The sequence below is a fragment of the Nocardia carnea genome (assembly GCF_029868855.1).
Taxonomy (GTDB): Bacteria; Actinomycetota; Actinomycetes; order Mycobacteriales; family Mycobacteriaceae; genus Nocardia; species Nocardia carnea_A.
The window spans coordinates 33647-45811 of the sequence record NZ_JARWOV010000194.1; the positions used below are offsets into that span (position 1 = coordinate 33647).

At 69.4% G+C, this 12165-nt stretch carries 10 protein-coding genes; 2 read left to right on the forward strand and 8 right to left on the reverse strand.

Annotated elements, in window-relative coordinates:
• Positions 1-208: 208 nt before the first annotated feature.
• The 8 genes from QH195_RS17860 to QH195_RS17895 all read right to left on the reverse strand — a co-directional run bounded on the left by QH195_RS17860 (position 209) and on the right by QH195_RS17895 (position 9509).
• Positions 209-1342 carry an LLM class flavin-dependent oxidoreductase gene (locus tag QH195_RS17860; protein WP_280436234.1) on the reverse strand — a complete coding sequence of 378 codons (1134 nt, stop codon included), beginning with the start codon at positions 1340-1342 and terminating at the stop codon, positions 209-211.
• The gene (locus QH195_RS17865) at positions 1339-2709 is read right to left on the reverse strand and encodes an NtaA/DmoA family FMN-dependent monooxygenase (protein WP_432278262.1); all 1371 of its coding nucleotides are present in this window, start codon (positions 2707-2709) and stop codon (positions 1339-1341) included. The genes QH195_RS17860 and QH195_RS17865 overlap by 4 nt, the downstream gene beginning before the upstream one ends.
• Complete coding sequence (locus QH195_RS17870; RefSeq protein ID WP_280436236.1) at positions 2706-3794, reverse strand: LLM class flavin-dependent oxidoreductase; 1089 nt, start codon at positions 3792-3794, stop codon at positions 2706-2708. The genes QH195_RS17865 and QH195_RS17870 overlap by 4 nt, the downstream gene beginning before the upstream one ends.
• Entirely contained in the window at positions 3794-5467 is a 1674-nt protein-coding gene (locus QH195_RS17875) for an ABC transporter ATP-binding protein (protein ID WP_280436237.1), read from the reverse strand. Before QH195_RS17875 ends, QH195_RS17870 begins: the two co-directional genes overlap by 1 nt.
• Complete coding sequence (locus QH195_RS17880) at positions 5455-5688, reverse strand: hypothetical protein (protein ID WP_280436238.1); 234 nt, start codon at positions 5686-5688, stop codon at positions 5455-5457. Before QH195_RS17880 ends, QH195_RS17875 begins: the two co-directional genes overlap by 13 nt.
• On the reverse strand, positions 5685-6566 hold the full coding sequence (locus QH195_RS17885; RefSeq protein ID WP_432278264.1) for an ABC transporter permease: 882 nt from the start codon (positions 6564-6566) through the stop codon (positions 5685-5687). The genes QH195_RS17880 and QH195_RS17885 overlap by 4 nt, the downstream gene beginning before the upstream one ends.
• Positions 6567-6936: 370 nt before the next feature.
• Positions 6937-7896, reverse strand: a complete 960-nt coding sequence (locus QH195_RS17890; protein WP_280436313.1) for an ABC transporter permease — start codon at positions 7894-7896, stop codon at positions 6937-6939.
• A 5-nt stretch (positions 7897-7901) separates the two neighbouring features.
• Positions 7902-9509, reverse strand: coding sequence for an ABC transporter substrate-binding protein (locus tag QH195_RS17895; RefSeq protein WP_280436240.1), 1608 nt, complete (start codon positions 9507-9509; stop codon positions 7902-7904).
• 480 nt (positions 9510-9989) lie between these two features.
• Here QH195_RS17895 and QH195_RS17900 point away from each other — a divergent pair, with 480 nt between their 5' ends.
• Together QH195_RS17900 and dinB are read left to right on the forward strand one after the other, a co-directional pair.
• Complete coding sequence (locus QH195_RS17900) at positions 9990-10739, forward strand: zinc-binding dehydrogenase (RefSeq protein WP_280436241.1); 750 nt, start codon at positions 9990-9992, stop codon at positions 10737-10739.
• Between the two features lie 145 nt (positions 10740-10884).
• On the forward strand, positions 10885-12153 hold the full coding sequence (dinB, locus tag QH195_RS17905) for a DNA polymerase IV (protein WP_280436242.1): 1269 nt from the start codon (positions 10885-10887) through the stop codon (positions 12151-12153).
• The last annotated feature ends 12 nt before the right edge of the window (positions 12154-12165 follow it).

Below are 12165 nucleotides of genomic sequence, written 5' to 3' on the forward strand. Positions count from 1 at the left end.
CGGGCGCCCGCGGCAGTCTCAGCGGCCGGGCGCCGACAATTCCGCGGCCGTTTGCGCGAGCACCGCGGGCGCCGGCGCACTCCGCTGTGAGGTCGGACCGAACTCCGGGTGCACTGGAGGTGTCCGCCACCACGGCTCCGGAAGCTCACGCGGGATCGGCAACTGTCGCCGTGCGCGCCGATGTGGCGATCCGCTACCCCTGGCCCGGTCACGCAGCGCGGGTACCCGCGAGTCCCCATTCCCGGGCGAGCAGACGGTGTGAGGTCAACCGGTCCTCATGCCGGTGGGTGACGCTCGTGATCACCAGCTCGTCGGCGGCGGTCAGCCGCTGTAGTGCCGACAGTCGCGCGGCCACGGCGGCCGGCGTTCCGACGAACTGGGTGTTCACCCGGTCGTCCACCAGCCGGCGCTGGTAATCGGTCAGTGGCGGCGCGGTATCGGGGTCCGGATATTCGGTCGCTCCCGCGCCGCTGCGGATACTGGCCACCCAGTGCCCGTAGGTGGACGCGAGATGACGGGCCCGCGCTTCCTCCTCCGCAACGACCACATCGGCCGAAACCACCAGATAGGGCTCCGGGAACTGCTCCGACGGCCGGAACGCCGCGCGATAGCCGGCCACGGTTTCCAGGATCGTCCCCGGTGACACGTGGTAGTTGGCGACGAACGGCAGCCCGAGGCGGCCTGCCAGCTGCGCACTCTCCCCACCGCTGCTGCCGAACAGCCACACCTGCACATCGGCTCCCTCCCCCGGTACCGCCCGCAGGTGGATTCCGTCGGCGGTCGTGTACGTCCCGGCGAGCAGGGCACGGATCTCCGCGACCTGCTCGGCGTAGTCCGGCGGTTCGGCACCGGGCAGCCGGAGCGCCTCGAGCGAGGCCGCGAGCCGGCTCGTATCCCGGATCTGCGTGGGTGCGAACGCGGGCGGTACGACCACCCCGTCACGCACCACGGTCGGCCGTGGCAAGAGCGGGGGCGGCGGAGTTCCCGGGGCGCGCAGTTGCGGAAGGCGATGCGCCGAACGCCCCAGCCCGAGATCCAGCCGGCCCGGGTACAGCGCATCGACTGTGCCGAAGGCCTCCACCACCGACGCCGCGGTCCGATAACCCGCCTGGACAGCGGCGGAGCCGACCCGGATGGTGTCGGTGGCGGCGGCGATGAGCGCGATCAATTCGATCGGCGCCGACGAAGCCACCGCTACGAAGTGATGTTCGGCGACCCAATACCGCCGGTATCCCCAGGCTTCGGCGTGCCGGGCGAGATCGATGGTGTTGCGAATCGCCTGCCGCGCATCCGACCCCGTGCTGATAGGAGAAAGATCCAGGACCGACAAGGGTGTGGTCATGATGCGCGCACCTGCTCTCCGGCGCCGTGCGGATGGCGTATGCCCAGATGTTCGCGCAGCGTCGTTCCCTGGTATTCGGTGCGAAAGCTACCGCGGTCCTGTAGTTCCGGCACCACCTTGTCGACGAATTCGTCCAGGCCGGCGGGAGTGAGGTGCGGTACGAGGATGAATCCGTCGGCCGCGTCTGCCTGTACGTAGCGGTCGATCTCCGCCGCGATGGCGGCGGGTGTGCCGACGAACTGCTGGCGGGCGGTGACCTCGATGACGAGTTCGCGGATACTCAGTTTCTCCGCATCGGCGCGTGCCCGCCACTGGCGCGCCAGAGCTTTGGGATCTCTGGTGTGCCGGACCCGGCCGCGGGTGATGGTCACATCGTCGAGCGGTTCGAGCTCCGGCAGGGGCCCGTCGGGATCGTAGGCGGAGAGGTCGCGACCCCACACCTGTTCGAGGAAGGAGATCGCGGTCTGCGGGCTCACCTGCTTCGACCGGATCTCCCGGGCCCGTGCCTCGGCGTCGGCGGCGCTGTCGCCGATCACGAAGGTGGCGGCGGGCAGGATCAGCAGGTCGCCGGGGTCGCGGCCGTACTTGGCGAGCCGTTTCTTCATATCGGTGTAGAACTGTTGTCCCGCTTCGAGTTCCCCGTGCCGGCTGAAGATCGCGTCCGCGGTGGCGGCGCCGAATTCCCGGCCCTCCTCGGAGTCACCGGCCTGGAGTTGTACGGGATAGCCCTGGGGGCTGCGCGGCAGGACGAAGGTGCCGTGGATATCGAATTGTTCGCTCCGGTAGCGGACCTCGGGAAGCGGCCGGGTGAAGACACCGCGGTCGCGATCGACCACCAGTGCGTCGCCGGGCCAGCTTTCCCAGAGCGTGCGGGTGGCGGCGACGACCTCGGCGGCACGCGTATAGCGCCGGGAATGGTCGAGATAGCCGCCGCGGCGGAAGTTCTCCCCGGTGAATGCATCCGACGAGGTCACGGCATTCCAGGCGGCCCGGCCGCCCGAGAGGTGATCCAGTGTGGCGAACTGTTTCGCCAGTTCGAACGGTTCGTTGAAGGTGGTGTTGATGGTGCCTGCCAGGCCCAGCCGCGTGGTCACCCCGGCGAGCGCGTTGAGCACTGTGAAGGTGTCGGGCCGGCCGACGACGTCCAAGTCGTGGATCCGGCCGCGATGTTCGCGCAACCGCAGTCCTTCGGCGAGGAAGAAGAAATCGAACAGTCCACGCTCGGCCGTGCGGGCCAGGTGGACGAACGAGCCGAAATCGATCTGGCTACCGGATTCGGGATCGTTCCATACGGTGGTGTTGTTGACGCCGGGGAAATGGGCCGCGAGATGGATTTGTCTGCCGGTCACGCCTGTCGACACGATCATGCCCCTTCGGTCGCATAACGGTTCAGTGGCCGCGGCAACCCCAGACGGCCGCGCAGAGTCGGCAGCGGGGCGGGGATGCGGTCCAGCAACGCAGCCTGTGCCAGCGGCTTCAGGACCACCCCATCGGCAGCGCATTCGCGGTGGGCCTGCGCGACGAGTTCACCCAGCGAGACCGGGGTGCCGATATGGCGCAGCGAGGCCGGGGCCGGGCCGATGGTCCAGGAATCCAATTGCGTTACCTCCTGTGCCGCCGCGTGGTCCGACGCGGCGAGATGCACCTCGATATCGAGCAATATCCGGACCAGGTCCGGATCCCGGCCCGCGGCGGCGGTTGCCGCCCGTAACACCGACCTGGTCTCGGCGGCCGTCGCGAGATCCGGCGCGGAGATGCGGAGCAGATCAGCCCGGTGCACGGCCACGCGGGTGGCGTGCGGGCCGTCCGCCCGGATCGCGATCAACGGCTGGCCCTGGGGCGGTCGCGGGGTGATCGAGGGGCCCTTCACCGAGAAGTTGTCGCCGGTGAAGTCGATGTAGTGCAATCTGTCGCGGTCGATGAACCGGCCGGTCTGCGTATCGCGGATCTCCGCGTCGTCCTCCCAGCTGTCCCACAGCCGGGTGACCACCTCGATCGCCTCGTCCGCTTCGTGCCAGAGCGCGCTGTCCGGCTGTTCCGGTTTGCGCCCGAACAGCCGGGCCTGTTCGGCGCCGGGCGAGACGGTCACCTCCCAGCCCGCCCGGCCGGACGAGGCGTAGTCCAGGCTGGCGACAGCCTTGGACAGATGGAACGGTTCGGTATGGGTGACAGGTCCCTGCGGGATCAGGCCGATGCGGGTGGTCGCCGGCGCGACTCGCGCGGCGATCCCGACCGCGTCGAGCCGGCCGCGCGCGCCTCCGGATTGCAGTGCGAAGGAATCCGGCAGGAATACCAGGTCGAGCCCGGCCCGTTCGGCGGCGGTGACCGCATCCACCCAGAAATCGGCGGTGAACAGGTCCTCGGCCCGCGAATCCGGGCGCCGCCAGGATGCGGGGTGCACGCCGGTGCCGTCCAGTTCGACGGCGAGCAGCAGCGATGCGGCGGGCGGCATCACGCGGTCCTTTCGTTCTGCTGGTGGCGGCGCGCGGCGCCGGGAATCGCGCGCAACAGCTCACGGGTGTACTCGTGCCGCGGTGCCTCGAACACCGCTGCGGTACACCCCGTTTCGACGATGCGCCCGGCACGCATCACGGCGACACGGTCACTGACGTCGCGCACCACGGCCAGGTCGTGGGAGATGAACAGATAGCTCAGCGCCAGGTCGGTTTGCAGTTCGCCGAGCAGCGCCAGGATCTGTTCCTGGACCGAAACATCCAGGGCGGATACGGGTTCGTCGAGAACGACCAGGTCCGGGCGGAGCGCCAGCGCGCGGGCGATGGCCACCCGCTGCCGCTGTCCACCCGACAATTCCGCAGGCCGTCGCCGCGCACTGGAACTCGGGAGGGCCACCCGGTCCAGTAGTTCGATGACCTGCTCCCGGCGTGTCGCCGGGGAGCCGATACCGAACGCCTGCAGCGGCTCGGCGATGATCCGTTCGACGGTGAGCTTCGGATTCAACGAGCCGTAGGGGTTCTGGTACACGATCTGGACGCGTCGCCGCCATTCCCGCAGCCGCGCACCGCGCAGCGTGCCGATATCGGTGCCGTCGAATGCGACGGTGCCGCGATCGGGCGCCTCGAGCCGGGCGATGATCCGCGCGGTCGTGGATTTGCCCGAGCCGGATTCCCCGACGAGGGCCAGCGTTTCCCCGCGATCGATCGTCAGGGCGACATCGTCGACGGCCGTAAGACCGGCACCGCGGCCGATGGGAAAAGTCTTGTGCAGGTTCTGGGCCGACAGCAGCGGTGTGGCCGCGCGCGGACGGGTGGCCCGCTCGGGGCGGCGCGCACCCGACGCCGCGTCGAGCAAGCGGCGCGTGTACTCGTGGCGGGGTTCGGTGAGCACCTCGGCGACCGCGCCGCTCTCCACGATCCGGCCGTGGCGCAGTACCACGATCCGATCGGCGCGGTCGGCGGCGACACCGAGATCGTGGGTGATCAACAGTACCGCCGTCCCCGATTCGGCGGTACGGCCCGCCAGGTGGTCCAGGATGCGCCGCTGCACGGTGACATCGAGTGCGCTGGTCGGTTCATCGGCGATGACGAGGCGCGGCCCGCAGGCCAGCGCGATCCCGATCAGCACGCGCTGACGCTGACCGCCCGAAAGATCCTGCGGAAACTGCCCGGCGCGCAGTTCGGGCCGGTCGATACCGGCCTCGTCCAGGATGCGGACCGCCTCCGCCCAGGCCGTGCGCCGGTCCGCGCGCCCGTGGATCCGCAATGTCTCGCCGACCTGATCGCCGATCCGCAGCACCGGATTCAGCGATACTGCCGGATCTTGGGGAACGAGCCCGATTTCGGCACCGCGCACCCGCCGCCACGCCCGCTGCGTCAGCCGGTCCAACCGACGGCCACCGAATGTGACGGTGCCCGCCGTAATCGCTCCCCCGCCACTCAGCAGACCGATCACCGCGTGGGCCAGACTGGATTTCCCGGACCCCGACTCCCCGACGAGCGCGACGGTTTCCCCGCGGTGGATCGTGAGCGACACACCGTCGACCGCCGTGGTGACGGTGCGGCCGGTGCGATAGTCCACCCGCAGATCTCGCACCCGCAGGACCGCGTCCCCGGCCACGGCACCGATCCCGTTTCCGGCGAGCACGGCCGCTCCTGTCACAGTGACCATCCGGCGAAGTACGCGCGCGGCATCCGTTCGGCCAACCGGGTGGTGAACGACCATCCTTCCCGGAGGAAGCCGGTCGTCCGGCGCACCGCCGTAATAATCGGGTCCGGCGCCGGATCGGGTGCTGTATCGCTGTGCGCGTACCGATCGCCGGTTTCGTGCAGCGCTCCGGCCACCGGCTCGGCGGCCGTGCTCGTGGTCCGGCGGTTGTCGTCTCGGTTCATCGCAGTCCCTCCTGGGCGAGAGCCCGGCCCAGGCGCTGGGTTGCGAGCACCAGCGCGACGATCACGAGACCGGGCAGGGTGGTGAGCCACCACGCGGTGGCCAGATAGTTGCGTCCTTCCGAGATCAGCGAGCCCCACTCCGGAGTCGGTGGCGCGGCACCGTATCCGAGGAAACTCAGCGAGGACACGGCGAGCACCGCAAGCCCGAATTCCACGGCGGCCAGCGCCGCCACCGGTGCGTAGGCATTGCGCAGCACGTGCCGTACCAGCACGACGTACCAGCGCACACCCGAGGCATACGCGGCCTCCACATAGGCGGCCCGGCGCACCCGGAGCACCTCCGCGCGCATCACTCGGGCGAACCGCGCGACGAGCGCGAGACCCACCGCGAGTGCCACATTGCCGGTACCGAACCCGAGAACGGTCACCAGAGCCAGCGACAGCAGGAGTTCCGGAATGGACAGCAGAACATCCACACCGCGCATCAACGCACTGTCGACGACGCCACCCACCGCACCCGAGAGCAGACCGAGAAGCGAACCGGCCACCAGGCCGATCGCGACCGCGAGCACCGTCGCGGTCAACGACAGCGCCGCCGCGTGCACCACGCGGGTGTAGAGGTCGCGGCCCAGGTTGTCGGTCCCGAACCAATGGTCGAGGCCAGGACCCTGGAATTTCTCGCTCGGCACCCCGATCAGCGGATCGCGATCGGTGAACAGCCCCGGCACCAGCGCCCAGCCGAGCACGAGCACAACGAAGCCCACCGAAACCGCCACACTCACAGCCGGCCATCTCGTGCGCTCGCGGAACCGCGCCCGGCTCCCGCCCGGGGCCGGCCCGGCGGCACCGTTTGTCTTCGATTGCGCGTCCTCGCCCACATCCGCCGCGGCTTCTCCGCGCACACCTCCCGCAACCGCGGTCGACTCCCCCACCTGCTCCCCGTTCACTTTCGCCGCAGCGTCTCCGGAGGACTTCATCGCCACATCCCCACGGGACTCCACCCCCACGTCTGTGCCGAGGTTCGCCGCCGCACCCACCCGCGACTCCACCGCCGCGTTCGTGACCGCATTCGCCGCCGCAGCCACAGACGACTCCACCGCGGCATCCGCGACCGCATCCACATTCGGTTCCGCCGCAGCGTCCGTATCCGGTTCCGCCGCAGCGTCCACATCGCGCGCGGCCCGAATGTCCGTGGGCGACGATCGCACGATGTCCGCGCGCTCCGCCGCAGCGCCGTTCCTGCGGAAGTCAAGCACGAGCCGGCTCCTTCCCTCGGTGCCGCTCCGCCACGCGCGCGTCCACCAGCGGATACACCAGATCCACCAGCAGATTCACCAGCACGTACGCCGCCGCCCCGAGCAGCACGATCCCCTGTACCACCGGAATGTCCTGGTTCAGCACCGAAGTCTGGGTGAGCCGGCCGATACCCGCCCGCGCGAAAACCGTCTCCACGATCACCGAACCGGCGAGCACCGTGCCCACCCAGATGCCGGCGACAGTGAGCGCCGGACCGACCGCCGCCCGCAGCACGTGCCGCCACTGCACCCAGGCGCGAGAGGCGCCCTTGGCGAAGGCGATCGCCACGAACGGCTGCTGCCAGGTGGTGATCAGATTGCTGTACAGCACCTGTGCGATCACCGCCCCCACCGGGATGGCCAGCGTCAGCGCCGGCAGCACGGTGCCCGCGAAACCTGTGCCGCCGAAGGCCGGAACCAGGCGGAGTTGGAAGGAGAACAGCTGCAACAAGAGCAGGCCCACCCAGAAGGTCGGCATCGCCGCTCCCACCGACGGTAACGCCGTCAGCAGTCCCCGCAGCCACGGGCGTTCGGTGTAGGCGGCTGCCGAGGCCAGCGCGGTGCCGGACACCACCGCAAGCGCCAGTGCAGATCCGGCGAGCGCCAGGGTCGACGGTAGTGCCTCGCCGAGGGCGGCGGTAACGGATCGACCGGTGGTCAGGGAGAATCCCAGATCGCCCTGAACGGCGTGGGTCAAGGCGGTCCAGTACTGTTCCCACACCGGCCGGTCCAACCCGTACCGGGCCTGTAGTTCGGCGACCGCGGCGGCGTCGACCGGCGTTCCGGGACTCGCGTCCACCGCGAGTTGCACCGGGTCCGCCGGCAGCAGGAACAGCACCGCGAAGGTGACGGTGAACGCCGCCCACAGCACACCGGCCGCCTGGAGCACCCGGATCGTCATATAGCAGGCCATCGTTGTCACCGGCCGCTCAGCCAGGTGTCGTAGAACTGCAACCGCGCCGAGGCCTCGAACGTCAGGTCCTGCACCGTACCCGCGACGCCGATGGCCTGCGAAAGCTCGATCGTGGGGATCCACAGCCCTTCGGCGAGCAGCAGTCGCTGTGCCTCGCCGATCAACCGGTTGCGTTCGCCGGTATCGAGGGTGCGCAACTGCCCGGACAGTGCCGTGTCGAGTGCGGGAATCGCCTCGCGGGCATTGAGGTTGCGGCCGTCGAGCCCGAAGTTCGTGCGCAGGATATCGCCGTCGGCGCGGGTGGTGTTGTAGTAGATCGTGTCGAAGTCCTTGGTGTTCTGCCGCACGGTGTAGTCGGCGTTGGAGGCCGGTTCCAGCCGCAGATCGACTCCCGCCGCCCGCAACTGCTGCTGCAGTAATTCCAGAATTGCCTGATTTCCGGCGAATACCTGGCTGAAGAGCACACCGAACGACAGCCGCTGCCCGTCCTTCACGCGGATCCCGTCGGCGCCCGCGATCCACCCGGCCTCGTCGAGGATGCGCTGCGCGGCGGGCAGATCGAATCCGGTATCCGCCGCGAGGTCCGCATACCCGGGGGTTGTATGGGCAAGGGGGCTGGTGGCGGCCCGGAACTGCGGGCCCAGAACGGTATCGACGAGTTCCTGCCGGTTGATTGCCGGCAGCAGCGCGGTGCGCACCGCCCGATCCCGCAACGGACCGCGGGTCACATTCGGCTGCAGCCCGAAGGTGATTCCGGGATTCGAGGCGGTCGCCACCCGGCCGCCGGCGGCCTCGATCTGCGGAATGTCCTGGGGCAGTGCATCGCTGATCGCGTCGAGCTGGCCCGACGCCAGGCTACCGGTGCGCACGCCCGACTCCGGCACGACGGTGAACTCGATCCCGTCCAGATAGGTTTCACCCTGATGAGCGAATACCGCCGAGCCCCAGTTGTATCCGGCCCGCTTCGTCAGCGTGACCTCATCGCCCTGGCGGTACTCGGCATACGTGAAGGGTCCGCTGCCGATGACATCCCCGAGGCAACGCTGCTCGGCCTGCTTCGAAGTCGTCGCGGCCGCCAGGACGGCGAGCTGCGGTGTCGAGGTCGCCTGCAGGAATTGGGCATTGGGTGTACCGAACCGCACGCGCGCGGTGAGTGGGTCCACCACGTCCGTCCCGGTGTAGTTCGCGAGGTAGGTCGTCGCCAGCGGCGCCTTGGCACCGCCGAGGGTGTGCACGATCGAATCGAATGTGGCCCGTACCGATTCCGCGGTCAACGGGGTGCCGTTGCCGAAGGTCACACCCTCGCGCAGGTGAAATGTGAACGTGGTGGCATCCGGGCTCACCTCCCAGCGTTGCGCCAGCCACGGCCGGATCTCGCCGGTGGCCGGGTCCTGGTCGGTCAGCGAATCGGCGATCTGCCGGGTGACATAGAGGGTCTGATTGGTGCCGCTCTGCGCCGGGTCCGAACAGGTCGGCGCCTGGGACAGGCCGTACCGCAGCGTTCCTCCGGGTTGCGGCGGCCCCGCAACCCCACCCTCGGGCCCGGAACCCGCACAGGCCCCGAGGCCCAGTGTCGCGGCCAGTACCCCCAACAGGGCAACGGTTCGTTTCATCGCGCACTCCGCATCGCGCCGTTCCGCACTCGGACCGGTCTCGTCTCGCCGGGACTCCTTCACCACGGATCCCGGACGTAGGGAAACGGTAGGCACACAGCGGCGGTCGGTCGCCGGTCTCGCTCAGGCTGAATCCAACTCCCGCCCAGCGCCCGGTATGCCGAGCGCCGACCGGCCCGACTGCACGTCGACTTCTCCGTGCGTCGTACTGCCGGCGCTCGGCGGTCCGGGTGCGACCACCCCCGGCCGACGCACGGGAATGCCCGGTGCGCACACGTGGTTCGCGAATCATGAAGGCGATCGGTGTATACGATTTCGGCGGTACCGAGGTCCTGCGCGTTCTGGAGTGACCCGACCCGCAGGCCGGCCCGGGAGAGGTACGCATCGGCACGTGGCGGCGGTGAATCCGACCGATGCGCTGCTGCGCACCGGCGAACACGCCGTACGCATGCCCGGCCGCCGGTCTCCTTCGTACCGGGGATGGACGCGGCCGGAGTAATCGACCAGCTCGGTCCCGGATCGGGCCACAGGCTCGCGGTCGGGCAGCGGGTGGTCGCGCTGGTGCTGTTCACCGGCCCACATGGTGGAGCCTACGCCGAGCAGGTTGTGGTGCCCGCCGCCTCGGTGTTGCCCGCGCCCCGAGGAGCGGACTTCCCTGCCGCGTCCACATTGCTGATGAACGCCATGACCGCCCGCCTCGCCCTGGACGCACTGGCCGCACCGGCCGGTGAAACCATTGCCGTGACCGGAGCCGCCGGCGCTGTAGGCGGGAATGCCGTCCAACTGGCCGAGGCCGATGAGCTGACCGTGATCGCGGATGCCGCCGATCACGATATCGCCCGGGTCCGGGGGTTCGGCGCCGACCATATCGTCGAGCGCGGCGCCGGTATCGCCGCCCGTATCCGGGCGCTCGTCCCCGACGGTGTCGCGGGCCTCGTGGACGGCTCGATGCAGACCACCGAGGTGATTCCGGCCGGCGCCGACGGCGGAACCCTCGCGGAATTGCGGGAGTGGGCCGGTCCGGCCGATCGCGGTATCCGCGTATGCCCGGTGATGGTGACCGACGGCATCACCGATACCGAGGGACTGGATACGCTGCGCCGCCTGGCCGAGGATGGCACCCTGACGCTGCATGTCGCCGATGTGCTGCCTGCCGATGAAGCGGCCGAGGCCCACCGCCGCCTGGCGAGAGGTGGCTTGCGGGGCCGCTTGGTACTGGACTTCTCCTGACCACTCGCCCGGCAGGCACGCGATACCGGCAGCGCTCAGTCCGGGTATCCCCCGTAGCGTCCCTCCGCCACGGTCGGCCCGCGAGCCCCCGCCTCCACGGCTATGGCCTGCTGTTTATCTGAAGACCCGGTGTTAGTGTGAACATATGTTCGAATCCGATGACGGCTCGCGGAGTGGACACCCACGCCACTCACCCGGATCCGGCCCGCGACCTCGGATCACCGCCCGGCCGCAGGCGTCGATCCTGCATGCCGATCTGGATTCGTTCTACGCCTCGGTCGAACAGCGGGACCAGCCACATCTGCGGGGCGAACCCGTACTGGTCGGCGGTGGAGTCGTACTGGCCGCCAGTTACGAGGCCAAGGCGCGCGGGGTGCGGACCCCGATGAATATCGGCCGGGCGCTGCAGTTGTGCCCGGAGGCGATCGTGGTTCCGCCGCGGATGTCCGAATACGCGCAGGCCAGCAGGGATGTATTCGCGATCTTCCGCGATACCACTCCTGTCGTGGAGGGCATCTCGATCGACGAGGCCTTCCTCGACGTCGCGGGACTGCGCCGGGTGGCCGGAGAACCGCTCGCCATCGCGGCGGACCTGCGAACCCGGGTGCGGCGCGAGGTCGGTCTACCCATTTCCGTGGGCATCGCGGGTACCAAATTCCTGGCCAAGGTCGCCAGTGCGGTATCGAAGCCGGATGGATTGCTGCTGGTCGAGCACGGCGGCGAACTCGATTTCCTGCATCCACTTCCGGTAGAACGCCTGTGGGGCGTCGGTCCGGTGACAGCGGAGGCCCTGCGCGTACACGGAATCGAACGGATCGGGCAGCTGGCCGAACTGGGTGAACAGGGTCTCCGGCCGATCGTCGGCCGGGCCGCGGCGCGGCATCTGCACGCCCTGGCCTGGGCGCGCGACCCACGCCGGGTGGAAACCGGGCGGCGGCGCCGATCGATCGGCGCCCAGCGCGCGCTCGGCCGAGGGTCGCGCACCCCGGCCGAGATCGAGGCGTATCTGCACGGTCTCACCGATCGCCTCGGCCGGCGACTCCGGAAGGCGGATCGCGTCTGCCGGACGGTGGTGCTGCGTCTGCGTTTCGACGATTTCACCCGCGCGACCCGCTCGCACACCCTGCCCGATTCCACCGATCACACCGAGACGCTCCTGCGCACGGCACGCAGGCTACTGACCGCCGCCATGCCGATGATCGACGAACGCGGACTCACCCTGATCGGATTGGCACTGACCAATCTGGACGATGCGGACCCCCGTCAGCTCACCCTGCCGTTCGATCACGTCCCCGGCCCGGAATTGGATACGGCGCTCGACGAGGTGCGCACCCGATTCGGGTCGAGCGCAGTCACCCGCGCCGCCCTTCTCGGCCGGGGAGAAGGACTTTCGGTACCGCTGCTGCCCGACTGATGCGGCCTCCTC